23 protein-coding genes and 1 tRNA gene are annotated in these 26,843 nt (G+C 63.6%); 16 read left to right on the top strand and 8 right to left on the bottom strand.

What is annotated here, in order from left to right; genetic code table 11:
* The first annotated feature begins 473 nt into the window (after nucleotides 1-473).
* Entirely contained in the window at nucleotides 474-1,259 is a 786-nt protein-coding gene (locus R3F72_RS02295) for an outer membrane protein OmpK (RefSeq protein WP_087717573.1), read from the top strand.
* A gap of 91 nt (nucleotides 1,260-1,350) precedes the next feature.
* Here the strand turns inward: R3F72_RS02295 and R3F72_RS02290 are convergent, their stop codons facing one another.
* Nucleotides 1,351-1,710 carry a hypothetical protein gene (locus tag R3F72_RS02290; protein WP_256961030.1) on the bottom strand — a complete coding sequence of 120 codons (360 nt, stop codon included), beginning with the start codon at nucleotides 1,708-1,710 and terminating at the stop codon, nucleotides 1,351-1,353.
* Nucleotides 1,711-1,841: 131 nt separating this feature from the next.
* Between R3F72_RS02290 and R3F72_RS02285 the strand changes: the two genes are divergently transcribed.
* The gene (locus R3F72_RS02285; protein WP_332778820.1) at nucleotides 1,842-2,993 is read left to right on the top strand and encodes a MalY/PatB family protein; all 1,152 of its coding nucleotides are present in this window, start codon (nucleotides 1,842-1,844) and stop codon (nucleotides 2,991-2,993) included.
* 72 nt (nucleotides 2,994-3,065) lie between these two features.
* Here the strand turns inward: R3F72_RS02285 and R3F72_RS02280 are convergent, their stop codons facing one another.
* Nucleotides 3,066-4,001: a tetratricopeptide repeat protein gene (locus tag R3F72_RS02280; RefSeq protein ID WP_087717817.1), complete on the bottom strand. Its 936-nt coding sequence runs from the start codon at nucleotides 3,999-4,001 to the stop codon at nucleotides 3,066-3,068.
* A 102-nt stretch (nucleotides 4,002-4,103) separates the two neighbouring features.
* On the opposite strand from R3F72_RS02280, the gene R3F72_RS02275 reads away from it, so the two are divergent.
* Complete coding sequence (locus R3F72_RS02275; protein WP_256960982.1) at nucleotides 4,104-4,910, top strand: DUF3750 domain-containing protein; 807 nt, start codon at nucleotides 4,104-4,106, stop codon at nucleotides 4,908-4,910.
* A 233-nt stretch (nucleotides 4,911-5,143) separates the two neighbouring features.
* Here the strand turns inward: R3F72_RS02275 and R3F72_RS02270 are convergent.
* A tRNA-Met gene (locus tag R3F72_RS02270) sits at nucleotides 5,144-5,220 on the bottom strand.
* 28 nt (nucleotides 5,221-5,248) lie between these two features.
* Nucleotides 5,249-8,017 (bottom strand): DUF349 domain-containing protein, encoded by a 2,769-nt coding sequence (locus R3F72_RS02265; protein WP_332778819.1) that lies wholly within the window; start codon nucleotides 8,015-8,017, stop codon nucleotides 5,249-5,251.
* Between the two features lie 234 nt (nucleotides 8,018-8,251).
* Between R3F72_RS02265 and minC the strand changes: the two genes are divergently transcribed.
* From minC to sbcB, 4 genes are all read left to right on the top strand, one after another.
* Nucleotides 8,252-8,992 (top strand): septum site-determining protein MinC, encoded by a 741-nt coding sequence (gene minC, locus R3F72_RS02260; RefSeq protein WP_087717576.1) that lies wholly within the window; start codon nucleotides 8,252-8,254, stop codon nucleotides 8,990-8,992.
* A 46-nt stretch (nucleotides 8,993-9,038) separates the two neighbouring features.
* On the top strand, nucleotides 9,039-9,860 hold the full coding sequence (gene minD, locus R3F72_RS02255) for a septum site-determining protein MinD (protein WP_087717577.1): 822 nt from the start codon (nucleotides 9,039-9,041) through the stop codon (nucleotides 9,858-9,860).
* Nucleotides 9,857-10,126 carry a cell division topological specificity factor MinE gene (gene minE / locus R3F72_RS02250; RefSeq protein WP_332778818.1) on the top strand — a complete coding sequence of 90 codons (270 nt, stop codon included), beginning with the start codon at nucleotides 9,857-9,859 and terminating at the stop codon, nucleotides 10,124-10,126. The genes minD and minE overlap by 4 nt, the downstream gene beginning before the upstream one ends.
* Nucleotides 10,127-10,304: 178 nt before the next feature.
* The gene (sbcB, locus tag R3F72_RS02245; protein ID WP_332778817.1) at nucleotides 10,305-11,813 is read left to right on the top strand and encodes an exodeoxyribonuclease I; all 1,509 of its coding nucleotides are present in this window, start codon (nucleotides 10,305-10,307) and stop codon (nucleotides 11,811-11,813) included.
* A 243-nt stretch (nucleotides 11,814-12,056) separates the two neighbouring features.
* Here the strand turns inward: sbcB and R3F72_RS02240 are convergent, their stop codons facing one another.
* A complete protein-coding gene (locus R3F72_RS02240) occupies nucleotides 12,057-14,996 on the bottom strand; it encodes an insulinase family protein (protein WP_332778816.1) in 2,940 nt (979 codons plus the stop codon).
* A 132-nt stretch (nucleotides 14,997-15,128) separates the two neighbouring features.
* Nucleotides 15,129-15,803, bottom strand: a complete 675-nt coding sequence (locus tag R3F72_RS02235) for an SOS response-associated peptidase (RefSeq protein WP_303854642.1) — start codon at nucleotides 15,801-15,803, stop codon at nucleotides 15,129-15,131.
* Nucleotides 15,804-16,088: 285 nt separating this feature from the next.
* Between R3F72_RS02235 and R3F72_RS02230 the strand changes: the two genes are divergently transcribed.
* Nucleotides 16,089-16,703, top strand: coding sequence for a TetR/AcrR family transcriptional regulator (locus R3F72_RS02230; RefSeq protein WP_087717580.1), 615 nt, complete (start codon nucleotides 16,089-16,091; stop codon nucleotides 16,701-16,703).
* Nucleotides 16,700-18,601 carry an MFS transporter gene (locus tag R3F72_RS02225; protein ID WP_303854641.1) on the top strand — a complete coding sequence of 634 codons (1,902 nt, stop codon included), beginning with the start codon at nucleotides 16,700-16,702 and terminating at the stop codon, nucleotides 18,599-18,601. Before R3F72_RS02230 ends, R3F72_RS02225 begins: the two co-directional genes overlap by 4 nt.
* Nucleotides 18,602-18,695: 94 nt before the next feature.
* On the opposite strand, the gene R3F72_RS02220 is transcribed toward R3F72_RS02225, so the two are convergent.
* Together R3F72_RS02220 and R3F72_RS02215 are read right to left on the bottom strand one after the other, a co-directional pair.
* Complete coding sequence (locus tag R3F72_RS02220; protein WP_087717582.1) at nucleotides 18,696-19,979, bottom strand: HlyC/CorC family transporter; 1,284 nt, start codon at nucleotides 19,977-19,979, stop codon at nucleotides 18,696-18,698.
* A 106-nt stretch (nucleotides 19,980-20,085) separates the two neighbouring features.
* A complete protein-coding gene (locus R3F72_RS02215) occupies nucleotides 20,086-20,889 on the bottom strand; it encodes a cytochrome C assembly family protein (RefSeq protein ID WP_332778815.1) in 804 nt (267 codons plus the stop codon).
* Between the two features lie 281 nt (nucleotides 20,890-21,170).
* Here R3F72_RS02215 and ffh point away from each other — a divergent pair, with 281 nt between their 5' ends.
* From ffh to R3F72_RS02180, 7 genes are all read left to right on the top strand, one after another.
* A complete protein-coding gene (gene ffh / locus R3F72_RS02210; protein WP_087717584.1) occupies nucleotides 21,171-22,592 on the top strand; it encodes a signal recognition particle protein in 1,422 nt (473 codons plus the stop codon).
* A 138-nt stretch (nucleotides 22,593-22,730) separates the two neighbouring features.
* Complete coding sequence (gene rpsP / locus R3F72_RS02205; RefSeq protein WP_071231752.1) at nucleotides 22,731-22,982, top strand: 30S ribosomal protein S16; 252 nt, start codon at nucleotides 22,731-22,733, stop codon at nucleotides 22,980-22,982.
* A 77-nt stretch (nucleotides 22,983-23,059) separates the two neighbouring features.
* Nucleotides 23,060-23,590, top strand: a complete 531-nt coding sequence (gene rimM, locus R3F72_RS02200) for a ribosome maturation factor RimM (protein ID WP_087717820.1) — start codon at nucleotides 23,060-23,062, stop codon at nucleotides 23,588-23,590.
* Between the two features lie 81 nt (nucleotides 23,591-23,671).
* Nucleotides 23,672-24,451 carry a tRNA (guanosine(37)-N1)-methyltransferase TrmD gene (gene trmD, locus R3F72_RS02195; protein ID WP_087717585.1) on the top strand — a complete coding sequence of 260 codons (780 nt, stop codon included), beginning with the start codon at nucleotides 23,672-23,674 and terminating at the stop codon, nucleotides 24,449-24,451.
* Nucleotides 24,452-24,613: 162 nt separating this feature from the next.
* A complete protein-coding gene (gene rplS, locus R3F72_RS02190) occupies nucleotides 24,614-24,970 on the top strand; it encodes a 50S ribosomal protein L19 (protein ID WP_071231754.1) in 357 nt (118 codons plus the stop codon).
* A gap of 152 nt (nucleotides 24,971-25,122) precedes the next feature.
* A complete protein-coding gene (gene xerD / locus R3F72_RS02185; protein ID WP_087717586.1) occupies nucleotides 25,123-26,010 on the top strand; it encodes a site-specific tyrosine recombinase XerD in 888 nt (295 codons plus the stop codon).
* Between the two features lie 2 nt (nucleotides 26,011-26,012).
* Entirely contained in the window at nucleotides 26,013-26,762 is a 750-nt protein-coding gene (locus R3F72_RS02180) for a DsbC family protein (RefSeq protein WP_332778814.1), read from the top strand.
* Nucleotides 26,763-26,843 lie beyond the last annotated feature (81 nt).

Below are 26,843 nucleotides of genomic sequence, written 5' to 3'. Positions count from 1 at the left end.
AGGTGGATAGGCTTTCACCCATAGCGGATGGCTCTCTTGGTTCAGATTCTTGGCGGAACACACTGAATTTTCAAGAGAATACCATCCGCTATCTTCGTTTTCGGGCCGGCCTCATGAATAAGCCGGGATTATGCAAGCCGCGAAGCGCTGCTGTCGCATCCCGATATTCGCGCCTTTGCCGAGTGGCTGGCAACCAAGCCGGACGGCTTCGTTCCCAAGCGCCAGGCCAGGCGTCGTCGTTCCTGAAGCCTGCCTCAAACTTGTGCAATCGGTCAGGTTTTGAGAGAGATCTGAGTTGAAACAGTGCGTTATGAAAACGCCTCGATATACCGGCGTCTATGTTTCGTCGCGCGTCCATTGTTTTGTACACAAAAATAGTCGACTGGCACGCCTTTTGCTCCTTCTGGTTCCGGGTCTTCAGGATCTCGAGTTCAAGCGCCAGAGAGCGACCCATGACATAGGAGCAGGGTGGGATGAAAGGTTTGAGACAGAGCACGGTCGCCATCGGCGTGATTGCAGGAGCGGCCCTCGGTGTGGCTGGCGAGGCAGCGGCCGCTAGTCCGATTCTGTGGCAGGGCAATAGCCTGACCTACTTGTACGGGCAGAATTTCGAAGTCGATCCGTCGACGCAGCAGACGGTAACTTTCGAGCATGCCAGTAGCTGGACGGTAGGGGATCTGTTCATTTTCGTCGACAAGATTTTCTACAACGGCGAAGAATCCGCCACCAATGGCAGCAATACTCTTTACGGCGAGTTCACGCCCCGGTTTTCGTTCAACAAGATCTTCGACCAGTCCTTCAAGCTGGGGCCGATCAGCGACGTGCTGCTGGCAGGCACCCGCGAGTTTGGCGAAGGAGATGTGGAAACGACGTTACTGGGCATGGGGGTCGACCTGGCGATCCCCGGTTTCGACTACGCTCAGATCAATGTCTATCACCGCGACCCGGATGGAGATCGTGATGGCGATACCTGGCAGATCACGCCGGTATGGTCGGTGACGATCCCGGCGGGAGAGTCGGACTTCCTGATCGATGGCTATATCGACTGGGTAGTAGATAACGACGATAGCTATCACGCCAACCTGCATGTCAATCCACAGATCAAGTACGATCTCGGCAAGGCCATGCAGTGGGGGGAGAAGAAACTCTACGTCGGCTTCGAGTACGACTACTGGAGCAACAAGTACGGCATCGAGAACAGCACGGCTTTCGATACCGATCAAAATACCGCGAGTCTTCTCGTCAAGTACAACCTCTGATCCTCCGCCTGCTCGTGTCAGCGTGCGCTGCGGCCTGACACAGGCTGGTACGCAAACGGCTCGGGCCTTGGCATGGCTCGCGCCGGACGGGTCAGACCAGGCGCAGCCCACGATAGTCGTGCCACGCTTCGGCCAGCGGTGCCGCGAGGCGCTCGCGCAAGTGATCGGGCAGCGCGTCGCGCGCCGTCTCGAAGGCGTCGAAGTCTCGATTGTGCAGCCAGCAGTAAGCCCAGGCGCACGCCTCGTCGTCATCGCGGGGCAGGGGCCTGGCCGGCATCTGCACCAGCAGGAACAGCGCCGTTCTGGCGGCCCAGCGCGGTGGCGTAGCGTCACCGCTCCAGTGGGTCAGCGTGGCGCCGTCCGGTGTCGACTCCGGCTCTCCCAGTTTGGCGATGCGCGCCGTATCGGCCAGAATCAGGGCCAGACGGTCGGGATCGGCCTGCCCCAGCATCAGCCAGTGGCCGACCAGTTTCGAATTGCCGGCCAGCACCCGAGCGTAGAACGGTCGGGGAGAAGCGTTGTCAGGCACGTCAGGTCGCTCGCACATATTTGTCCATCCATTTCGATGATGAGATCACTATCGTGAACTTCGATTTTGCCACGCGTATCGATCGCCGCCAGCACGCCACCAAGAAGTGGCTGCAGTACGACGAGGACGTCCTACCCCTCTGGGTCGCCGATATGGATTTTCGCTCGCCGCCGGCGGTCATATCGGCGCTCGAGTCACGCGTCGCGCACGGTGTCTTCGGCTACGGTGACGTGTCCGCGGCACTGAAGCAAACCCTTTGCGACTGGAGCCGTGACCACTACGACTGGCAGATCGAGAAAGCGTGGCAGCTATGGGTGCCCGGCGTAGTGCCGGCGCTCAATCTGGCGGCGATGGCACTCAGCGAACCGGGGCAGGGCGTGCTCACCGCGACCCCGATCTATCCGCCGTTTCTGAGTATCGCCAGGAATATCGGACGTGAAGCACAGACGTTCGCGCTGGCCGACCCCGTTGCGCCTGGCGAACCCTGGCGGCTCGATCTCGAGGCGCTGGAAGCGGCGATCCAGCCCAACACGCGCGTATTGCTGTGGTGCCACCCGCACAACCCCACCGGGCGCGTGTGGAACGCCGAGGAGATGAAGGGGCTGGCCGAGCTGGCGGTGCGTCACGATCTGATCGTGGTTTCCGACGAGCTGCATTGCGATCTGATTCTCGATCCTTCAGTCTCTCATCGGCCGCTGGGTCAGCTGTGTCCGGAACTGAAGGATCGTCTGATCACGCTGTGGGCGCCCTCCAAGACGTTCAACATCGCGGGGCTCTCCTCCGCCTGCGCCATCATCGCCGACGATGATCTGCGCCAGAGATTCCAGTCTGCGGCTGCCGGCTTGCTGCCGAGCGTCAACGTGCTCGGCCTGAGCGCGTCGCAAGCCGCCTACGCCGAGTGCGAGGAGTGGCGCCAGGCGCTGCTGAGTGAGCTGCGGGACAATCTGGCCCTGGTGGAAGCGCATGTCTCGCGCTGGCCGAACGTGGCCATGACAGCACCGGAAGCGACCTACCTGGCCTGGCTGGATCTACGCCATAGCGCGTTGGCCGAGTCGCCGCAGCAGCGCTTGTTGGAAGAAGCACGCGTGGCGCTCTCCGATGGCGCCGACTTCGGCTGGCCCGGTTTCGTCAGGCTCAACTTCGGCATGCCGCGAAGCTGGCTCGAAGAGGCGCTGATGCGTCTGGATCGTGTGCTGTCCGAATGATCCCCAGGAAAACGCCCGGCACGAGCTTTCGCTCGGGCCGGGCGTTCGTGGCATCACGCGGATCGACGTCGATCAGTAGAGCATGGCGAACAGGCGACGGCGGTAGGTGACGGTCAGCGGGTGTTCGGCGCCCAGCGCATCGAAAACGCGCAGCAGCGTCTTGCGTGCCGCGTCCTCGCCGTAGGCGCGATCCCGTTTCATGACAGCCAGTAGCGCTTCGAGTCCGGCTTCGTACTGGCCGTCGGCGATCTGGCGCATGGCACGCTGATACTGCGCCTCGCTGTCGTCACGCTCGCCCAGGGCGTCGATATCGGCCTGGCTCAAGGCTTCCTCGCCGAACTCGATGCGTGCCCGCACGCCGCGAGCCTTGGCCGCATCGCGGTGTTCCGGCGGCAGATTGTCGAGGATCTGCTTGGCGTCAGCGGTGCGACCGGCGGCGACCTGCACCCCGGCCAGCTCGATCTGGTAATCGTAGTGCTCCGGATACTGCTGGATCAGTTCCTGATAGATCGCTTCGGCCGTCTCGGTGTCTCCGGAGGCAAGTGCCGTCTCGGCCATCTCTTCCGGGCTCTGCGAGGCGTTCGCCGGTGCCTCGAGATACTTGCCCAGCCACTCGCGAACCTGCTTTTCCGGTAGCGCGCCCTGGAACTGGTCGTAGAGCTGGCCCTGGGAAATCAGCTTGACGTCCGGCACCGAGCGTACCCCGAGCTGGGAGGCGATCTGCGGGAAGGCTTCGATGTCGAGCCGCGCCAGCACGAAGGCGCCAGCGTATTCCTGCGCCAGCTTCTCCAGCACCGGTTTCAAGTTCTTGCACGGCTCGCACCAGGATGCCCAGCTCTGCAGCAGCACCGGATGCTGCATCGAGCCCTCGAGCACGACCTGCTGGAAGTTCTCCAGCGTGACGTCGACGATGACGTCCTCCGGAGCAACGTTGTTGCCGGCGCCATTCTGGCCGCTTTCTTCCGGGCCGGTCAGCGGTTGTCCGGTGCGAGGATCGACGATAGCCATGTAAAAACCCTTGATGTTCGATTCGAGATTGATGAGTGTTATGTGGGCCATCGTACGCCGATTCAACCCGTCCCCCGACCCGAACGCCGGAATTCTCTGCCGATGAACCTGTCCCGGATGCTGACTCGCACGTTCAAGTTCGTGCTGGCTGCCGTCACGCTGATTATCGTACTGCTGCTGGGGCCGGCTTATATGCTCGCTTCCCAGCAGGTGCCGATGTCCGCCAACTGGCAGGATGCGGATCGTTCTTCCAGTGGGCTGGCGCCGGATCCGGCGGAGGTGCGCGAGGCCGTCGTTCAGGTCTACGCGGCGCGAACCTTCGAGTGGCGCGGGGCGTTCGGCGTGCATACCTGGATCGCAACCAAGGCCGAAGATGCCAGCCGTTATCGCGTCTATCAGGTGATGAGCTGGCGTCGGCCCACGGTGGAGACCGGCTTTGCGCCGCCGGATCGCCAGTGGTATGGCAATTCGCCGACGCTACTGGCCGAACTCCGGGGCGACAAGGCGGCGCGGGCGATCGACGAGATCGAGCGCGTCGTGCCCGACTACCCGTTTCCCGACCAATACCGGATCTGGCCCGGTCCCAACAGCAATACGTTCATTGCCTGGGTGGTGCGACAGGTGCCGGAACTCTCGGTGGACTTCCCGCCCAATGCGATCGGCAAGAACTACCTGCCGGGAGAGTTCGTCGCCAGGACACCGACGCAGACCGGCTATCAACTGTCGCTGGGCGGCCTGTTCGGCGTCATGCTGGCCTGGGACGAAGGATTCGAACTCGACGTGCTGGGATTGACGGTCGGAGTCGACTGGCAGTCTCCCGCGCTCAAGCTGCCCGGCATCGGCCGAGTCGGCATGGCGCAACCGACCGGTAGCCACGGGGAAAGAGAGGTGGAGCAGGAAATTCCTTGAGGATCTGGCGATAAAACGAAACAGGACCCAGAGACCTGGGATAGCCCACATGCATAACGTGGCGGAACCGGTATCTGCCCGAGGGTAATGAATGGGGCAAAATGGATAACGCAAAAACGGGTCGTGAGAGAAGCGGATAGAGCAAAAGGGAAAGAGGAAAGGCGGATAGCGTTTGACGGAAAAATAGAGGCCAAAAAAAACCGGCGCCTGGGGAAGGCACCGGTCAAATAATTTGGTAGCGGGGACCGGATTTGAACCGATGACCTTCGGGTTATGAGCCCGACGAGCTACCAGACTGCTCCACCCCGCATCAACTTGTGGCGTATTATACGTACGGATTAGATGAAGTCAATGCCTTCATCGCTGTGATGATGTCCTGATCGGCTCAAATGCGCCATTACGCTATCGAAAGCGGGCTCGTAGCGCTCCCAGGTCTCGGCCGAAAGCGGGGCAATCGACAACAGCCTTAGCAGCGTCTGGTGCAGTTCCTCGGGCGGGGTGGGCGGCCGGCCCAGCCCGTCGTTGAGCCGCGCGACCTGAACCTCGAGGCGCAGCGGTTCCAGCGCTTCAGGGATGGCGTCGCCGGCCAGCAGCGCCAGTTGGACCAGGCAGCGTTGCAAATTCTCTTCGGCTTGCTGCGGCGACGACGTTTGGCGCTGAGTCTCGCGGGCTTCGAGCGCTCGTCGTACATCGCTGTCGAGCCGGGCCGTGTCGAGCGCTTCGCCGTCGGCCTGACGCATCCATGCCCGATAGTCGGGCCACTGCTTGGCTTCTTCCACCAGCGCAAGCCGATCCAGTGTGACTTCCCGCGCGTGAACGATGCCTTGCCAGCGCTTTTCCATACCGTCGCTGCGACGGCTGCGGGGCAGAGGCACCAGGCGTTGTGCTTCCGTCAGCGCCGAGTCGAGTACATGGCGCTCCCTGGCGGATGCAGGTTGCCAGGCGTCCAGGCGGTCGATCAGTGCCTGCATGTCATCGAAGCGCTGCTGCTGCCGTGCCTGCTGTTCGCCACGCACGGTGTCGCGGGCTGCGAAAATGGTGTCGCAGTGGTTGCGGAACTGGCGCCACAGCGTCTGTTCGATGCCTTTCGGCGCCCGGCCCAGCTCGCGCCAGCGCTGTTGCAGCGACTTGGCCTGCTCGGCACGCTGCGCGGCGGGCGCGGTATCTTCCGCCAGTTGTCGGGCCTGTTCGACCAGTTCGCGCTTGTGGTCCGCGACATCACCGGCGCGTTCGTCGATCAGCGATTGCAACTGACGACGCAGGCGGGCGTAATGCCGGCCGGTCGAGGCGGCCTGCCGCCGCGGAACCGGCCAGTGTCGATCCCACTGTTCCTGGGCGGCATCGCGAATCCGGCGCAGGCCGTCCGGGTCGGCATCCTCGGAAGGGTGGGCCAGCAGCGCTTCGAGCTGTTCGCAGAGTGCCTGCCGGGCTGCGAGGTTGTCCTGCTCCCGCGATTCGAGCTCGGTCTCCCACTCGGCCAGCTGCTCATGCAGAGCGTCGGAGGCGGCGCGGAAGCGCTGGGCCAGCTCGCGGGTCGCCGCGGCGTCGCCGAGCTGGCGCCAGTCGCGAATCAGCTGCTGATGCCGGCGATGACGCTCTGCATCCGGCTGCTCGCGGGCCTCGACCAGCGCTTCGATGTTCGCCAGCAGGGCTTCGCGCTTGGGCGCGGCGGCGAAACCGCGCCAGTCCTTCAATTCGGCCAGGCGGGCGGTCTGCTGCTTGTAGGCCTGCTCCTGGGCCGGCGACAACGACTGCCCGCTGGAATCCAGATGCTGGCGCAGACGGCGATGCAACTGCGAGGCGGGGCGGTAACGGCCCTGGTCGAGCTCCTCGGACAGAGCCTCGAGCTGTGCGCCGATCTCTTCGTCCGACCAATGGTTTTCGGTCTTGGCGGCGGCTGCCGTGTCTTGTTGGCGCCTGCTGGCTGCTGCCTGGCGCTGGGCATCGAGCACCAGCTCGGTCGGCGGCAGCGTGCGCGGCCATGCCAGGCGATCAAGGACCGGCGCCAGCGGCTCGTCCTTCTCGAGCGCTTCGCGCAGGGCGGGGGCTTCGGCCTGCAGTCGCTCCCAGGCCTGCCAGATGGTCTGGGCCTGCTGGTCGAGCGCCGCGTACCGCTGCTGGAAGGACTCGCTGACCCCGTAGCGATCCGAGACCTCCTGCCAGCGCTCTTCCTGCAGCCGCCACTTGCCTTGCAGCGCCTGCATGACCTCCGGGGTCAGTCGTTCGGTTTCAGCGACGATGTTCAGTGCCTGGTCCAGGGCATCGAGGATGCCTTCGCGCGTCGATTGCGCCTCGGACTTTTCGCGCTGGATGCGTTCGAGCTCGCGATGCTGATGCTCGTGTTCGGCGATGCGCTGGCGGCAGCGAGTCACTGCGGCATCGAAGCGGGCGTGCTGGGTTGGGTCTGCGTTGCTGGTCAACGCGTCCCATTGTTTGACCCAGTGCTTCAGGCGCGCCTCGAAGGTCGGCTCCCAGGGGCGGTTGGCCTGGGCTTCCAGGGTTGCCAGCAGCTGCTCGCGCTCCGCTGCTTCGCGGCTCTGCTGTTCGGCGTCGGCACGCAGGCGCGCCAGTCGTTCACGCGCCAGGCGGGCGACCTGCTTGTCTCGGCGCGCCTGCTTGGCCAGTTGCGCCAGGCCGTCGGGGGAGGTGACACGCTCCGCGGCGGCGTGGCGCACGGCAGTGATGCCGTTTTCGCTGGCGTGGTGAATCAGGCGCTCTTCGTCGTCGATGCGAGCTAGCGCGGCCAGACGCAGGGACTGGTTGTCACTCTGGCCGATCAGCGCGTCGACCAGTACCAGATCCTCGAGCTGCTCGATCTTTGCCAGCCGCGTATTGAGATCGGGGCTGGGCGAAACGCGCCCGCCGAGAAGGTCGACGAGACGCTGGAACGACTCTTCGCTCGGCGACTGGCGATGCCACTGGAGCAGCGAATCGAGATCCTGTACCCGCGCCAGTGCCGCCTGGCGGACCTGGGGGGAATCGTCCTGGGCGAGCTGACGAAGCGTGTCGAGCTCGTCCGAGCTCAGTTGAGAGGCGGCTTGGGCGCGGACAGCGGGATCCTTGTGCCGCCAGCGAGGGGAAAACAGACGTTGAAAGAGTCCTGGCATGGCCGGTGTGGCATCCTGAAAACGACGGGGCTGGCAGAGATCGACCCCGCAAATTCGCGGCGCCGACGGCAACTGTCTATCTAACCATTTGAAGGCCGGCGGTAAAAGCCCGATTCGCGGGTTGCGTCGGTTCGTGGCGACACCTGACAAAAGGTCTGAGGGGCCTTATGATCGGTTGCAGCGATGTCCGCCCTCGCCTAGCTTAACCCCATTCCCCCGCTGCGGAGTTCGGTCATGAGTCTCAACAGGGATCGGGCAGATACTGCCTTTACATTCAAAGGTGGCATGCTGCCGATGACAGTCATGGAGTTGGCCAGTGGCGACCCCGAGCGTATCCGTGCACAACTGGCCGGCAAGGTGAGCCAGGCCCCGGCATTCTTTCAGCATACGCCGGTGGTGCTGAGTGTCGAGCAGGTCGACGAGCCACACCTTGCCCTCGAGCGGATCTGTGCGGTGTGTCGGGCACACAAGCTGCTGCCGGTGGCCGTGCGCGGCGGTTCGGACCCGGTCAAGCAGTCAGCATGGGCGCTGGGGCTGGGGTGGTTCCCGCCGCAGGAGAACCGTCCGCGAGCGGTCGAGAGCCGGCCCGTCGAGACGCCGGTCGAAGCGGAGCTGCCGGTACCGCCACCGGAGGTGTCGATACAGGCCGGCGGACGTATTCATCGGGGGACGGTGCGTTCGGGCCAGCAGGTTTCCGCCTCGGAAGGCGACCTGGTGGTGATCGGCGCCGTCAATCCCGGCGCCGAGGTGCTGGCAGCGGGCAGCGTGCATGTCTACGGGCCACTACGCGGGCGGGCGCTGGCTGGTATCCACGGTGATCGCGAAGCCGGTATCTTCTGTCACGATCTGAAGGCCGAATTGCTTTCCGTGGCAGGGACCTACAAGCGTCTTGAGGATATCGACCCCAAGATGCTGGGATGTTCGGTGCAAGTGCAGCTCAAGGAAGACCAGTTAAGGATCTCGGCGCTGACCTGAATGGCGCGAGAGTGATCAACAGTTATCGGGTAACAGGAAGTTCATCTTGGCCAAGATCATCGTTGTAACATCCGGTAAAGGTGGCGTCGGCAAGACGACCAGCGCGGCAGCCATTGCCACGGGATTGGCCCTTCGCGGCAACAAGACCGTCGTCATCGACTTCGACGTGGGTCTGCGGAATCTGGACTTGATCATGGGGTGTGAACGCCGGGTCGTTTACGACCTGGTCAACGTCATCCAGGGCGAGGCCGGGCTCAAGCAGGCCATGATCCGCGACAAGCGCTCGGAGAACCTGCATATCCTTCCCGCGTCCCAGACGCGCGACAAGGATGCGCTGACGCTGGAAGGCGTCGAGAAGGTCCTGATGGATCTCTCCGAGGAGTTCGATTACATCATCTGCGACTCTCCCGCCGGTATCGAACGTGGCGCCCAGCTGGCTCTCTACTTCGCCGACGAGGCCATCGTCGTGACCAACCCCGAGGTCTCCTCGGTGCGGGATTCGGACCGTATCCTCGGGCTGTTGTCGTCCAAGTCGCGTCGCGCGGAACAGAACCGTGACCCGATCAAGGAACACCTGCTGGTGACCCGCTACAACCCGAGCCGGGTCGACGACGGCGATATGCTCAACCTGGAAGACATTCGGGAGATACTGGCGATCGATCTGGTCGGCCTGATCCCTGAATCGGAAGCCGTGCTGCGTGCCTCCAACCAGGGGGTGCCGGTCATCCATGACGACAAGAGCGACGCTGGACAAGCGTATGTCGACACCGTGTCGCGCCTGATGGGCGAAGACGTGCCGCTGCGTTTTCAATCGGTGCAGAAGCGCGGCTTGATCGCACGCATGTTCGGAGGAGGAGGTCGCCGGTGAGGCTACTCGATTTTCTCAAGGGTGAACGCAAGAAGTCCGCATCCGTCGCCAAGGAACGGTTGCAGATCATCGTTGCCCATCAACGCGGCTATCGGGGCCAGCCCGACTACATGCCGATGCTGGAGCAGGAGCTGCTCGAGGTCATTCGGCGGTACGTCAAGGTCGACCAGGATGCCATCAATATCAGCCTCGACAGCGACAACGACTGCTCGGTGCTCGAACTCAACGTGACGCTGCCCAACGAAGGCGAAGCGGCCAAGACCTGAGAAGCGGCCAAGACCTGAGAAGCGGCCAAGACCTGAGAAGCGCCAGGATCTGAGAAACACCGGGACCTGAGAAGCGCCAAGGCCTGAGATGCGGTCAAGACCTGAGCAGTGACCAGTGACACATGAGTCGTACTGCCGGCTATGCTAGGCTTGGCCTTTTGCGCAGGCGGAGAGCGGAATGGCCACGAGTGGAAGGGGCAATGGCAAGGCAGTCCATAGCAAGAAGGCCCGGTCCCAGGCAGAGCTCACATTTCTCTGGCACGACTATGAAACCTTCGGTGCCGATCCGCGTCGGCACCGGGCTTCCCAGTTCGCCGCGATTCGTACCGATGCCGAATTCAACGAAATCGGCGAGCCGCTGACCCTGTATGCCCGCCCGGCGGACGACGACCTGCCCAACCCCCACGCTTGTCTGATTACCGGCATCACGCCCCAGGCCGCGCTGCGTCGTGGCGTGCCGGAGGCGGAGTTCGCCGCGCGCATCCAGGCGGAGATGAGCGTACCGGGCACCTGTTCGCTGGGCTACAACAGCCTGCGCTTCGACGATGAAGTCAGCCGCCATCTGTTCTACCGCAACCTGTTCGACCCTTATGCCCGGGAATGGCAGAACGGCAATTCCCGCTGGGACCTGATCGATGCCGTACGCGCCTTCTACGCCGTGCGCCCCGAGGGTATCGAATGGCCGAAGCGAGAAGATGGCGCCCCGAGCTTCAAGCTCGAGCACCTGACGGCAGCCAATGGTATCCCGCATGAAGGAGCCCACGACGCACTGGCGGACGTGCGTGCCACGATCGGCATGGCTCGGCTGCTGCGCGCCCGGAATGCCAAGTTCTTCGATTACCTGCTGTCGTTGCGCCAGAAGCGGCGAGTGGCCGAGCTGCTCGATGTCGATGCCCGCAAGCCGATGCTGCATATCTCGCGGCGTTATCCCGCCAGTCGCGGCTGCAGCGCCCTGGTCGTACCGCTGGCCGCGCATCCTTCGAACCCCAACGGGATCATCGTCTACGACCTGGCCGTCGACCCGGCGCCATTGTTCTCGCTGACGCCCGAGGAGATCCGGGCGCGCATTTTCGTCAGCGAAAGCGAGCTGGCCGAGGGCGAAACGCGGATTCCGCTGAAAGTGGTCCATCTCAATCGAAGTCCGGTATTGCTGCCGATCGCCACGGCCGATGATGCCGTCGCCAAGCGCCTGGGGCTCGACCGTGCCTTGTGCGAGCGACACTGGCAGGCGCTGGTGCAGAACCCGGAGTCCGCCAGCAAGGCGGCACTGGCCTTTGCCGACTCACCGGCCGATCCGCCGCAGGATCCCGACCTGATGCTCTATTCCGGCGGCTTCTTCTCGCCGCACGACCGTCAGGCGATGGAACGCGTGCATGCGACACCGCCCGACGAGCTGGGCACGACAGGGTTTGCCTTCCAGGATCCGCGGCTCGAGGAAATGCTGTTCCGGATGCGCGCGCGCAGCTACCCCGATACGCTCGACAGCGAGGAAAAGGCGCAGTGGGACGCCTTCCGCTGGGCGCGCATGAACGACGCCAACAGTGGCAGCATGACGCTCAAGGATTTTGCCCGCGAAATCGAACGTCTCAACCAGACGCCGCTGGAGGATCGCGAGCGTCAGGTGCTCGAGGAGCTGGTGATGTATGTCGAATCGATCATGCCGGAGCAGGCGTTCGACGCTTATTGAGCCACGAGCCACGAGCCACGAGCCACGAGCCACGAGCCACGAGCCACGAGCCACGAGCCACGAGCCACGAGCCACGAGCTACGAGCTACGAGTCATGAGCTAAGAGCGACGGGCGGGTGACGAAGGGCAGGTGACGAAAACCGACTTCCCGAACCAGAATGCCAGAAAGCAGACAGCCGCCCCGGACGATGCGTCCGGGGCGGCTTGCGTTGGTGGGTAAGGTCTTCGGGTGCGCCGCTGTCGTTATTGCGCCAGCGTCGCGTAGTCGCGAGTCAAGGCGTCGACATCGCTGGGCTGGTCGCCGGCATCGGAGGTGACACTAAGCGTCGGGCTCTGGCGCAGCGTCTGCCAGGCGCTGCGGACATCCGCTGCGCTCAGTTCGTCGACCTGGGCTGCCAGTTGTTGGCGACGATCGAAGTCGGCCTGGGGATAGGCCAGCGTCTGCCACAGCCGATCGGCACGCGCCGAGAGTGACTGATCGCGCTGCAGCAGTTGCTGGCGCACGGCCTGACGATAGGGCGCCAGGTCGGCGTCGCTCAGGGCGCCTATGCGCTGATCGAACGTCTCCAGGAAGGCGTTCATGCGCTGCCCGATGGTCTCGCTGGAGACGCTTGGCGACTGTACCAACATCATCAAGCCCGGGGCGTTCATGAAGGGCGCGTAACCGGCGCTGACGATATAGCCTAGCTGCTCGTCGGTGCGCAGTTTGGCAAAGAACGGCGGGCCGATCAGTTGGCCGATCACGGCCAGGCTGGCCTGGTTCTGCAGCGCGCGATCGGGGCCCTGGAGATAGCGCAGGACCGCGGCGTCGTCGCGGGTCGTTGCCGGATGCAGGGCCGGCGCATCTGCCGGGACGTCGAGCACGCTCAACGGCGGAATGTCGCTGGCGTGAAGCCTGGGCGACAGGGCGTTGGCGACCAGCAGCCCCTCGCGCCTGGCCAGGTTGGCATCGAGATTGCCCACCGCCAGAGCCTGCACGTAGAGCTCGTCGAGGAATTGTCGGCGATAGTCGCGCACGTCCTGGGCATCGATGTCACCGATCGCCGCCAGCATGTTGGGGGTGCTGATCTGCGGCCGCATCAGAGCTTCGCCCAGGGTGCGCTGCATCTGCTGATAGAGCGCGTCCTGTGGCGCGTTCTCCCAACTGCGTTCCAGCCCCTGCTTGACTCGGGCGATGCTGGCATCGGTGATCTCGCCTTGCCGCAGTTGCTCGACGACCGTCTGCATCAGGCGATCCTGATGATCGCGCCAGCCGGAGAAGGCCAGCGTGATGCCGCGACCGTGGGCGTAGGCAGTGAAGCTCTGGCCGGCCAGCGAGGCGGGGTAGAAGCGCTCGTTGAGTCCATCGTTCAACCAGCCGGCCAGCAGCCGTGTCAGTACCGCATGGCGGGCATCCCGCGTGGCATCGGGGTTCTGCAGGCTGAAGCGCCATTCGACGCGCGGGGCGCCAAAGTCGCTGTCGGCCTGATGCCAGATCTCGACGCTGGGGGAGTCGACGAGGCGCGCCGGTTCGGCGCTATCGAACGGCTGTACGCTCAGGTCTTCGGCGATGTAGGGGTTGGCCTCGGGAAGCGCCAGACCGTCGAGGGGCGTCCCGCGAGGCCAGTCGTCGCGGCGCGTCAGGGTGTAGGGTGTCGAGAAGTACTCGGTCGTCTTTTCCCCCGCGACGTCCGGGCCGCTGTAGACCCGCAGCAGGTTGTCGGGGGTCAGCCGTTCGAGGATGTCATCGATCGCCGCCGCGTCGAACTGGTCCATGCGGTAGGGCGCGTACTGCACATCCTTGAGCGGATAATGGGCGAGACTCATCGCCATGCCGCTGACGGTATCGATCGGCTCGCTGCGCTGCTGAAAGCGGAAGCTCTGCTCGGCCAGTCTGGCTTGCTCCTCATAACGCCAGGCGTTGACGCCGTGATCGCGGATCCGCCGGATCTGCTCGAACAGGCTCGCCTGGATGTCGTCGAGGTGGTTTTCACCCTCGGGAGTCAGGCTGATGGAAATATCGAACAGCGCGTGGCGGCCGTCGCCATGGCTCGTGCCGGCGGACAGACCGTCGGCCCAGCCGGCCTGGCGCAGGGCGGCCAGCAGACTGCCTTCGCCTTCGTGGCCGAGCAGGTTGGCGAGATAATCGTCGGGCTTGTTGGCGTACTCGAGGATCGGGTCGTCGACGGGAAACAGGAACTCCAGCTGGCGCCGGGCTTCGTTGGTCTGGATGCGCAGCGAGGCCGGCAGGTCGCCGTCTCTCGCCAGCGGTTGCTCGACGATCGGCTTTTTCAGGTCGCGATCGGGCACGGCGTCGAAGCGCTGGCGTACCTGTTGCTCGATGGCGTCCAGGGGTTCCGGCGCGAGCACGGCAAGTTGCATCACGTTGGCGCCGTAATGGCGATGATAGAAATCGAGAAGCGCCTGGCGCAGCGGACGTTTGTCGCTGTTGAGCGTGTCCAGACTGCCGACGGAGAAGTGGTTGATCGGATGATCGGGATTGAGCGCCTTGCCCAGCGCTTCGTTGATACGACGGGCGTCGTCTTCGCGCCGTGCCTGATACTCGGAGTTCACCGCATGGCGTTCGCGGTCGACGTACTCCGGGTTGAACTGCGGGGAGACGAAGAACTGCGAGAAACGGTCCAGTGCTTCGGGAAAGGCCTCGGGATCGACATCGAAGAAGTAGTTGGTGTCCTGGTCCGCGGTGAAGGCGTTATGAGACCCGCCGTTGCGGTTGATGAAGCGCTGGTAGCCGTCGGGATCGGGATAGCCCTCGGTGCCCAGAAACAGCATGTGTTCGAGGAAATGCGCCAGCCCGGGCATGTCCGACGGGTCGTTGTCGCTGCCAACCGAGACATCCATGGCCGCTGCAGCCTTGTCGGCATCGGGGTCGCTGACCAGTAGCGCCTGCAGGCCGTTATCCAGCGTGATGGCACGATACTGGCGGTCGTCATTAGGGCTTTGTATCAGAGGGCTTTGGATCAGAGGGCTTTGGGCCGGAGAGCCCTGGATCGGCTGGACGGGATCCGGCGAGACAGGTTTGGCGGCGGCGATGGCTTCGCTGGGGAGCGAGCTGAATGCCAGTGCCAGACCGAGGGTCAGGTAGCCGGCGGCGAACCAGGCACGAAGCCCGAAACGCCTGGACATCGCGATGCCGGTGGGATGAGCGCGATGCGATGAAGCTCGTGAATGGGGTTCCTGCATACGGATTCTCTCGGTGATGATGAATCGGCTTGGTAATGAATCGACTTGGTAATGAATCGGCTCGAGGATGAACGGAGCTCGACGATGAACAGGGCTTGATCGTGAATGCCGGGACAGAACGTGGTTCGGCTCTCAGGCCGTCCATACCCGCATGGGCCCGACCGGATAGCCACAGGCCCACTCCTGGTGCGCGGGATCGTTCACCTGTCTTGATACCGGAAAAGCGCCCAACAGTTCCCTGTCGGCTGGTCCGATGAGGTCATGAGCGGCTGTCGGCGAGGTCTTCGAAGAGAGCCAATCCTCGATCCGGGAGGGCGCGATGACAGCGGGCAGGCGATCGCTCATGGGGGCGATGACTTCCGTGGTCGGCACCGTGATCAGCGCGAACGAGTCACGCGAGGTTCCGATATCCGGGGCGTAGCGGCTCCAGATGCCGGCCAGCATCAGCGGCGAGCGATCGGTATGCGTGACCAGAAATGGCTGCTTGCCGCGTAGCCCGGCCTGCCAGACGTAGATACCGGTCACGGGGACCAGGCAACGGCGCTCGGCCAGCGCTTCGCGAAACATCGGTCGCTCGTCGAGGGACTCGGCGCGGGCACAGTGAGGCGCCTGGTCGAGGACCTTCAGCCAGGTGGGCGTGAGCCCCCAGAAGGCGTCGCGCAGCACGATGTCGTTGGCTTCCTGGCGCAGGATCGACAGCCAGCGGCGAGGCGCCAGGTTGGGCCCGAACACTGGCGGGTCGATGCCACGAAAGGCAGGGCTTCGTGGATGGCGCGTCCAGTCGTCGACGTGCAGTCGACCAGCCATGGTCTCTCCTCGTGGGCATTCTGATGGCAGGGGCCACAGCCTATGCCACCGGAAAGGCAGGGCCAAGATGTTATTGTATCGAAAACGGACGCGACCGCTCCATCGACGATGGCAGCCGGTCGGCGTAAAACTCTCACGAAATCGTTACGTTAATGCCCCAGGTGCTTGCGTTTGCGCGGTATGGCGATATGCTGAGAAACGCTGTTCGATTTTAAGTCGACAACAAGATTTTCCGGCCCCCGGACCATCGACAGCGATTCGACACTATTCCGAGCGAGGAACTTCATGGCTCGACCGCGACAGCACGCTCCCGAGGCGCTCCATGCTCAGGTCATGGCGGCCTGTGATGCCTGGCTGCGAGACAATCCCGTGCACACGCTGTCGCTGCGCTCCCTGGCTCGCGATGTGGGCTGCGCACCGAGTACGCTGCTCAAGCTCTACGGCAGCTTCAGCAACCTGCTGCAGTACGTCAATATCGAGACGCTCGACCGCATGGGGGCCGCGGTCTCCTGGCTCGAGGATGCCGACCCGGAGCCGCAGCTCAAGGCGCTGGCGAACGCATACTGGCAGTTTGCCCAGCATGAACCCTACCGTTGGCAGATGCTGTTCGAATATCCGCTGGCGGACGAGGGGGAGCTGGACGAGCGCCAGAGCCATATCATCGAAGCGCTGTTCCTTCGTGTCGAAAGTGCGCTCAAGGCGCATCAGCCGGCGCTCGACGATGCCGGCGCCCGCCGCATGGCGAGAACCCTCTGGGGTAGCGTCCACGGTCTGGTCCAACTGGGGCTGAACGATCGTCTCGGCTATTGGCAGGAGCAGCCGATGGAAGTCGGCGACCTGCTCGATCAGTTGCTGACGATGACCCTGAATGGCCTGCGTTACCAGCCGGACGCCACGTGATCTCGGGATTGCTGACTCAACGCCGTTTTGCCCCGTTCTTCTGGACTCAGGCGTTGGGGGCGTTCAACGATAACCTGTTCAAGAACATTCTACTGCTGCTGCTGACCTTCGTCGCCGTGCCTCGCTACGGCTGGGATACGGGACTGCTCAACAATCTGGCAGCGGGACTGTTCATCCTGCCTTTCTTTCTGTTCTCCGCCTGGGGCGGCACGCTTGCCGACCACCTCGACAAGCAGCGGCTGGTGCGCCGCCTCAAGCTGCTGGAGCTGGTGACGATGATCGCGGCGGCGGTGGCGGTCTGGTTCGAGCTCTTTGGCCTGCTGCTGGCGCTGCTGTTCATGATGGGCACGCAGTCGGCGCTGTTCGGGCCGGTCAAGTACGCCATCCTGCCGCAACATCTCGCCGCCACCGAGCTGGTCAAGGGCAATGCCTGGGTCAATCTGGGCACCTTCGTGTCGATCCTGCTGGGAACGCTGCTGGCCGGCGTGCTGGCTTCGCTGGACGGCGCCCTGGAGCGGGCGGCGATCGCGGCCAGCCTGATCCTCATCGCGCTGATCGGCGTCGTTGCCAGCCTGGGTATTCCCGAGGCGCCGCCGAGCGTGGCTGGCCGTGTGCCGTGGCGTCCGTTTTCGGGCACATGGCGGGTGATGCGGGATGGCCTGAGTGAAAAGCGCGTGCGTCCCGCGCTGATCGGCATCAGCTTCTTCTGGTTTCTCGGGGCCTGTTATCTCACCCAGTTGCCCGCCTGGGTGCGTGACGTGGTCCACGGCAGCGAAGGAGCGGTCAGCTTTCTGCTGGGGGCTTTCGCGGTCGGCGTCGGGCTCGGCGCGCTGCTCTGCTCGCGGCTGTCGGCAGGCCGCCTGGAGCTGGGGCTGGTGCCGCTCGGGGCGCTGGTCATCGGGGTCTCGGGTATCGAACTGGCATCGCAATCGGGCTTTGCCGGTGAACAGCTGACGCTGGGTGAACTGCTGACGATGACCGGCTTCTGGCAGATGAGCACGCTGCTGGCGCTGGTGGGGCTGGGCGGCGGTCTCTATAGCGTGCCGCTTTATACCCTGATGCAGCTGGCCAGCCGCGAAGAGCGCAGGGCGCGCATGATCGCCGCCAACAATATCCTCAACGCGCTGTTCATGGTGCTGTCCGCCGTGGTCGGTATCCTGGTGCTCAGCGTGATGAAGCTGTCGCTTTTCGTGCTGTTCGCCTGTCTCGGATGGGCCGCTTTGCTGGTCGGCGTCGCGCTGCTGATACGCAACCCGAGACCGGCGCTGCGGCTGTTGATCTTCGCTCTGGTTCAGGTGCTCTATCGGCTTCGCTGTCGCGGTCGTCATCATGTGCCGGCCACTGGCCCGGCGCTGGTAGTCTGCAACCATGTCAGCTTCATGGATGCGCTGGTACTCGGCGGCGCCTGCCCTCGTCCGCTGCGTTTCATGATGGATCGGCCGATCTACGAAAATCCCTGGATCAACTGGTTCTTCCGGATTGCCGGGGCGATTCCGGTGGACTCCGATCGCCGCGATCCGGGCGGCGTGCGTCGTGCGCTGGAAGAGGTCAGCCGGGCACTGCGCAACGGCGAGGTAGTGATGATCTTTCCGGAAGGGCGGCTGACGCCGGATGGCGAGGTACAGGCCTTCCGGCGAGGGCTGGACCTGGTGCTGGCGCGAGATCCGGTGCCGGTGGTGCCGGCGGCGCTGTCGGGTCTGTGGGGATCCTGGACTTCCAACAAGGATGGCAAGGCACTGACCAAGTGGCCGCGCCGTTTGCGGGCGCGGGTTCTTCTGGTCTTCGGCGAGCCGATACCGGCGGGTTATTCGCCGCGCCGAACCCTGGAGCGGCGGGTTCGCGGGCTCAAGCGCGCTGCCGATCAGAGCCTGGCCAGGAGGCTGGGCGGCCCGATCTAGCGTAGCGAATCACTCCCTGGCGGGTCATCGGCCGCCAGCTCCACGAGGGAAGTCGGCGCGCCTTGAGCCCCGGTCTATTCGGGTCTATTCGGGGCTATTCGGTAGCACGGCGCCGGACGCCTTGCTGCCAGCAGCGTGCCGAGGTGATCAGGTTGTCGCCGATCTCCAGAATCTCCAGGCGGCTCGTGCCGATCTGCAGGCAGACCTGAGCGTCGGGAAAGGATTCCAGCTCCTCGAGGATCAGGCCGTTCAAGGTCTTGGGGCCATCCGTCGGCAGCTGCCAGCCCAGTGCCTTGTTGACTTCGCGGATATTGGCCGTACCTTCGATCACGTAGCTGCCGTCGGGCTGCGGGTGGATGTCCCGATAAGTGCCGGCGACATCGGTGGTGAACTCGCCCACGATCTCTTCCAGAATGTCCTCCAGCGTCGCCAATCCTTGCACGTCTCCGTACTCGTCAACCACCACCCCGATCCGACGCTTCTGCTGCTGGAAATTGAGCAGTTGCGTATGCAGCGGGGTCGACTCCGGAATGAAATAGGGTTCACGGGCTTCCTGTACGATCGCGGCTTTCTGAAGATCCGGTTTGGAGAGAAACCGCGAAGCGTTGCGCAGGTGCAGAATGCCGATGATGTTGTTGATGTCGCCCTTGAAGATCGGCAGGCGGGTGTGCTGACTCTGGCGAATCTGGGCCAGCAGCGTTTCCAGATCGTCGTCGAGATTGAGACCGACGATCTCGTGACGCGGGACCATGATGTCGTTGACGGTGACATTTTCCAGATCGAGGATCGACAGCAGCATCGCCTGGTGACGGCTGGGGATCATCGGCCCCGCCTCGTGAACCACGCTGCGAAGCTCGTCACGGGTGAGGCTGTCGGCACCGGCGTCCAGGTGACGAACGCCGATGAGGCGCAGAAGCCCGTTGGAGATGACGTTGACCAGCCAGACCACGGGATAGAAAAGTCTCAGCAATGGCGCAAGGATCAGCGAGGCGGGTAGGGCGATGCGGTCGGGCTTGATGGCGGCATAGGTCTTGGGGGTCACTTCGCCGAAAATCAGCACCACGATCGTCAATGCCAGCGTGGCGATGGCGGGCCCCGACACATCGCCGAAGAAATGGATGGCGACGATAGTGGCGATCGAGGCGGCGAGATTGTTGACCAGATTGTTGCCGATCAGTATCACGCCCAGCAGGCGATCGGGGCGCTTGAGCAGCTCGACGACACGCTTGGCCGAGCGGGATCCGGCATTGGCCTGATGATTCAACCGGTAGCGGTTGATCGACATCATGCCGGTTTCGGAACTGGAGAAGAAGGCTGACAGGCAAACCAGAATGAACAGCAGGCCCAGCATGAGGCCCAAGGGTATGTCATCGCTCAAGGCGGGGAATTCCTCAGGAGTTGTCAGGTTGTTGTAGGGCGTTAGCCGAACCCTGTCAACGCCGCCGACAGCCGCACCCGGCACGGCTGTCGACTCGGGGCACGTCTCAGGCGTTGTAGTGGAAGACGTATTCCAGCACGAACTTGGTGCCGAAGAAGGCCAGTATCAGCACGCCGACGCCGGTCAGCGTCCAGCGTACCGCCTTCTGGCCACGCCAGCCCAGATAGTGGTGCCCGGCCAGCAGGCCGGCGAAGATCAGCCATGCCAGCAGCGACAGGATGGTCTTGTGGGCCAGGTGCTGGGCGAACAGGTTGTCCACGAACAGGAAGCCGCTGATGATGGCGAGCGTCAGCAGCAGCATGCCGCACCAGATCAGTTCGAACAGCAGCTGTTCCATGCGGGTCAGCGGTGGCAGCACCTGAACGATGCCACCCGTCTGGCGGCGTTTGAGAGCGTGATGCTGGAAGCCCAGCAGCGCTGCTTGAACGGCGGCAATGGCCAGGAAGGAGAAGGCGGCGACCGAACTCAGAATGTGGAAGTAGAGCCCCGGCGATACTCCGGACTCGATCATCCGGCTGGGCATGCCAACGACACCAACAACGGTGATGGCGGCCAGCGGAAAGACGCAGACACCCGCGTTGAGCACGGGCTTGAACAGACTGGCGATCAGCAGTAGTGCCACGACCAGCCAGCCCACCAGCGCCGCGCTCTGGGTCAGTCCCAGGTGCAGTCCGTGGGGGCCGACGATCGCCAGCGCGACGATGAGGGTATGGCATACCAGGGCGATCAGCCCAGCGCCGCGAACCCAGTTTGGACGTTCGCCGACGCGTCGGGCGAGGCTCAGGCTTTGCCACAGCCCGGCGGCGAGATAGCAGACAATAGCGACAAGGGCGAAAGGAAGCGCCGGCATCGGTGTTTTGGCCTCGTGAGCGGTGACTGACGACCGCCATGACGATGAAAAGAGTACGGGATGCGGATGTGCTAGATGATAGGCAATCGCGTTTCGCGGTTACTATACCCAATCACTGCCAACTCGCCCAGCCATAGCCGCATGCAGCCGAACTGTGTGAATCAGGCCGCATGGAGCCAAGCCCTATCCATGCGTATAATGCTGGCCACATTCCTTCTAGCGGCGCCGCGAGCTTGAGTTCGAGCATCGGTGGCGCCAGGCATCGTTGCCCGGAGCGTTTCATGTTCGAAAGCCTCTCCAATCGCCTGTCGCAGACGCTCAAGTCGATTACCGGCCAGGCGCGTCTGACCGAAGACAACATCAAGGATACCCTGCGTGAAGTGCGCCGGGCCTTGCTCGAAGCCGACGTTGCCTTGCCCGTGGTCAAGGACTTCGTCGATCGCGTACGCGAGCGTGCCGTGGGCCAGGAGGTCTCCAAGAGCCTCTCGCCAGGGCAGCAGTTCGTCAAGATCGTCCAGCAGGAGCTGGAGGCGATCATGGGGCAGGCCAACGAAGCGCTGACGCTCAAGGGCTCGCCCGCGGTCGTGCTCATGGCCGGCCTGCAGGGCGCGGGCAAGACCACCTCCGTGGCCAAGCTGGCGAAGTTCCTGCGCGAACGCGAGAACAAGAAGGTGCTGGTGGTTTCCGCCGACATCTACCGCCCGGCGGCCATCGATCAGCTCGAGACCCTGGCCCGGGAAGTCGAGGTCGACTTCTTCCCGTCGACCAGCGCCCAGCAGCCGGTGGCGATCGCCGAAGCAGCGATCAAGCACGCCAAGATCCAGTTCCATGACGTGGTGATCGTCGATACCGCCGGCCGGCTGGCGGTGGACGAAGCGATGATGGCGGAGATCCAGGCGCTGAACCAGGCGATTCAGCCGCAGGAGACGCTGTTCGTCGTCGATGCCATGACCGGCCAGGATGCCGCCAACACCGCCAAGGCGTTCCATGACGCGCTGCCGCTGACCGGCGTCATCTTGACCAAGGCCGATGGTGACGCGCGCGGCGGTGCGGCGCTTTCTGTGCGTCACATCACCGGCAAGCCGATCAAGTTCATGGGGATGGGCGAAAAGGTCGATGCCCTGGAACCGTTCCACCCCGATCGCGTGGCGTCGCGCATTCTCGGCATGGGCGACGTGCTGTCGCTGATCGAGGAGGCGGAGCGCAATGTCGACAAGGGCAAGGCCGAGCGACTCGCCAAGAAGGTCAAGAAAGGGCAGGGCTTCGATCTCGAGGATTTTCGCGACCAGCTCCAGCAGCTCAAGAAGATGGGCGGTATGGGCGGGCTGATGTCCAAGCTGCCGGGCATGGGGCAGATGGCGGAAATGGCCCAGAACAAGGGAGCCGAGCAGGAATTCGGCAAGCTCGAGTCGCTGATCAACTCGATGACGCCCCAGGAGCGACGCAAGCCCGAAATCATCAACGGCTCGCGCAAGCGCCGCATTGCCGCCGGTGCCGGTCTGCAGGTGCCGGATCTCAATCGTCTGCTCAAGCAGCACAAGCAGATGCAGAAGATGATGAAAAAGGCCGGCCAGAAGGGCGGCATGCAGAAGATGATGCGCGGCATGTCCGGCATGATGGGCGGCGGAGGCCCTGGCGGCCCTGGTGGTCCCGGTGGCATGGGCGGTATGGGGGGAATGGGCGGCGGCTTTCCCCGGCGCTGATTCGCCCGTGCGTCGCAACAAAAGGTTCCCAAGACAGGGTGTTTTCCGTAGAATGCTGCATCTTCGTCTCGGGCGAGTGTCCGAGAAGACTCGAATCCGTGGCGTAACGATTAACTTAACCGAAGGATTATCAACGCAATGGTAACCATTCGTCTGGCACGTGGTGGCGCCAAGAAGCGTCCCTTCTATCACCTGACCGTTAGCGATTCTCGCGTTTCCCGCGATGGCCGCTTCATCGAGCGCGTCGGCTTCTTCAACCCGGTCGCTCGCGGCCAGGAAGAACGCCTGCGTGTCGATCTGGACCGCATCACCCACTGGCAGTCCCAGGGTGCGCAGGTTTCCGATCGCGTGGCCGAGCTGGTCAAAGAAGCTCGCAAAGCTCAGGCCTGAGTTCGATCATCATGCCGCAAGCGGCTCGCGAAACGCTGTCGGGTGACCCCTTGCCGAAAGCCGAGCAGGACAAGCCCATGCAGAATGACGAGACGCAGCACGTGGTGCTGGGGCGTCTGACCAGCCCGCACGGTGTGAAGGGTTGGCTCAAGGTCTATTCGTACACCAGTCCGGCCCAGGGCATCTTCGACTACCCGGTCTGGGTGTTGTCGATGCAGGGGCAGCGCCAGTCGCGACGTCTGCTCGACGCGCGGCCGCAAGGCAAGAGTCTGGTGGTACGACTGGAAGGTATCGACACGCGGGAGCTGGCAGAGCAGTGGGCCGGTGCCGAGGTGTCGATCGAGAAAACGGCGCTACCCGAACTGGATAGCGGCGAATATTACTGGCATCAGCTGGAAGGGCTCGAGGTCGAGACTCGCGATGGCGTCAAGCTGGGTCGAGTCGGCCATCTCTTCGAGACGGGTGCCAACGATGTGCTGGTGGTCAAGCCCTCCGAGGGTAGTCTCGACGATCGCGAGCGATTGCTGCCGTTTCTGCCTGACGACGTGATCGTTCAGGTCGATCTGGCCGGACGATTCATGATCGTCGACTGGGACCCCGCTTTCTGAAACGCTGCACGTCGACATGACGCGGCGATTTCGGGAAACGGCGAACGGCCGATAGTCGGCGGCGGGAAGGAGAAGCGTACCGTGTGGATTGGTGTCGTCTCCCTGTTCCCGGAGATGTTCGAGGCCATTACCCGGCATGGCGTTACCGGTCGCGCCGTCGAGCGTCGCTTGCTGGAAATGGCTTTCTGGAATCCCCGGGATTACGCCACGGACAGACATCGCACGGTCGACGATCGTCCTTACGGGGGCGGCCCCGGCATGCTGATGAAGGTCGATACCTTGCGCGGCGCATTGACGGATGCGCGTGCCGGGGCGGAAGCTGCAGGCCATCGTCCCAGCGTGATCTACCTGTCGCCTCAGGGGCGCAGGCTGGATCAGGCCGGAGCTCGCGAGTTGGCTTCGCGTGATGGCCTGATCGTCGTGGCGGGCCGCTATGAAGGCATCGACGAGCGCGTGGTCGAAGCCGACATCGATGAAGAGTGGTCGATCGGCGACTACGTCCTCAGCGGTGGCGAGCTGCCCGCGATGGTGATGATCGATGCGCTGGCGCGCGAAGTGCCCGGTGTGCTGGGGCACAGTGATTCGGCCAGCGAGGATTCGTTTGCCGATGGCCTGCTGGACTGCCCGCACTATACGCGGCCCGAAGTGATCGACGGCCACCGGGTACCGGACGTCCTGCTCAGCGGCAATCACGAATTGATCCGCCGCTGGCGACTGAAGCAATCCCTCGGGCGCACCTGGCTCAGGCGCCCGGATCTGCTGGAGAGCCGAACGTTGGATCGTGAACAGCGCAAGCTGCTCGACGAATTCATCGACGAACACGTCGCGGGAAGCACATCTTCCGGCGACGGCGGTGCATGAGGCGACAGACCTTCGAACAGACCTGCGAATAGCGTGATGTTCGAATGCAATAGTCGTCGACATGCGTCATCCACGAGTCCGATTCCGCCCCGACCGCTTGTCGGACGGGCGTCGGGATCACGAAACGTCTTTCGAAGACGTTTCTTCAACGAGGAGCAAGACATGAGCAGCAAGAGTAAAGTGATCCAGGCGCTCGAAGACGAGCAGATGAGCAAGGAAGTCCCGGCGTTCGCGCCCGGTGACACCATCGTCGTCCAGGTCAAGGTCGTGGAAGGCAGCCGCGAGCGTCTCCAGGCTTTCGAAGGCGTCGTCATCGGCAAGCGTAACCGCGGTCTGAACTCCGCTTTCACCGTGCGCAAGATCTCTCACGGTGTCGGCGTCGAGCGTACCTTCCAGACCTACAGCCCGCTGGTGGCCGGTATCGAAGTCAAGCGTCGCGGTGACGTGCGTCAGGCCAAGCTCTACTACCTCCGCGAGCGCAGCGGCAAGTCTGCCCGCATCAAGGAAAAGCTGGGCTGAGTCGGCGCAAGCCGCTGACTTACACGCCCCCGGTCATCCTCGGGAGCGTGCCCGGCAGGAGCAACGGAAACCCCGCGAGTCGTTCGGCTCGCGGGGTTTCCGCGTTATGATGGAACTCTTTCTTTCCACAGCCGTTTTCGTCTCGGAGCTGCATGAACGATCACGACCGACGCGATGCCTTTCTCGATGCGCTATGGCTGGAGCGGGGCGTCAGCGAGCATACGCTGAGCGCCTACCGCCGCGATCTGACGGCGTGGATCGTCTATCTCGAGGCACAGGACGAGCGGCTGCTGGCGCCCGGCGAGACTACCCTGGCCGATTTCGTCGAGTCCTGTCGTGAGCGCTATCACACCCGTTCCATCGCACGGCAGCTCTCCTGCCTGCGACGCTTCTACCGCTGGGCGCTGGCCGAAGGGCTGATGAGTCACGACCCGCTGGCGGAGGTTCACTCGCCGCGAGTGCGGCCCGGGTTGCCCTCGACCCTCGAGGAGCACGACGTGGATCGGCTGCTGATGGCGCCGGACGTGGAGACCGCGCTGGGCCTGCGCGATCGCGCCATGCTGGAAGTGCTCTACGCCTGCGGTCTGCGCGTCTCCGAGCTGGTGGGATTGACCGTATCGGCGGTCAATCTGCGCCAGGGCGTGGTGCTGATCCGCGGCAAGGGTGACAAGGAACGACTCGTGCCGCTGGGCGAAGAAGCCATGGCCTGGGTCGAGCGTTATCTGCGCCAGGGCCGCAACGAGCTGATGAACGACATCCGCCAGCCGCCGCTGTTTCCCGGGCGCCGTGATGGCTTCATGACTCGCCAGACCTTCTGGCACCGGCTCAAGCACTATGCGCAGCTCGCGGCCATCGACAAGCCGCTGTCGCCGCATACCCTTCGCCATGCCTTTGCGACCCATCTATTGAATCATGGGGCCAATTTGCGTGTCGTACAGATGCTGCTGGGTCACAGCGACCTGTCGACCACGCAGATCTACACCCACGTGGCCCAGGCGCGTCTGGAAGCGCTGCACGCTCAACACCACCCGAGAGGTTGAACATGAGAAGTCGTCTACTGTTGTCCACCGTCGCCTTGCTGGCTGCCGTTCTGGCACCGGCCGTATCGGCCGAGCCGCCGGCCGATCTTGCCGACAAGCTCAACGCGCACGGGGGGCAGCCTCTGCCGATCGAAGCCATCGACGACTCTCCGGTACCCGGGCTCTATGAAGTCCGCCTGCGTGGCGGCAACACGCTCTACTCGGATGCCGAAGGCCAGTATCTGATCGTCGGCGATCTTTACCAGAATGCCGAGGACGGCATGGTCAACCTGACCGAACAGGCGGCCAACCAGCGACGCAAGGCCCTGGTCGACGCCGTGCCCGAGGAGCAGCGAGTGATCTACAAGCCGGCCGGCGAGGTCAAGGCCAGGCTCACGGTGTTCACCGATCCCACCTGCCCGTACTGCCACAAGCTGCACGCCGAGATGTCCCAGCTCAACGACATGGGCATTCAGGTCGACTATCTGGCCTTCCCCCGGATGGGGCCTAGTTCGGATGCGGCGCGACAGCTCGCCGAGGTGTGGTGTGCCGACAATCGCTCGGAAGCGATGAGCGCGGCATTCCGCGGTGACAGCGTGGAAGCGTCGAAAAGTTGCCAGGCTCCCATCGCGTCGCAGTATCAACTGGGCGTCGAATCGGGAATTCAGGGCACGCCCGCGATCATTTTCCCCGATGGCAAGATGGTGCCGGGATACCTGCCGGCGAAGCGGTTGGCGGCCATGCTCGGCATCGATGCCAGCGGCGATAGCTGATACCCGGCAGGATACCCGCGAGTCCGCTTGACAAGGGGGGCTGGGCTTTCTACCGTGACCGCCCTTCAGGGCGCTTTGTGC

It is taken from the genome of Salinicola sp. 4072 (assembly GCF_036663415.1).
GTDB lineage: Bacteria > Pseudomonadota > Gammaproteobacteria > Pseudomonadales > Halomonadaceae > Salinicola > Salinicola salarius_A.
This window is presented reverse-complemented; position numbering and strand designations above follow the sequence as displayed.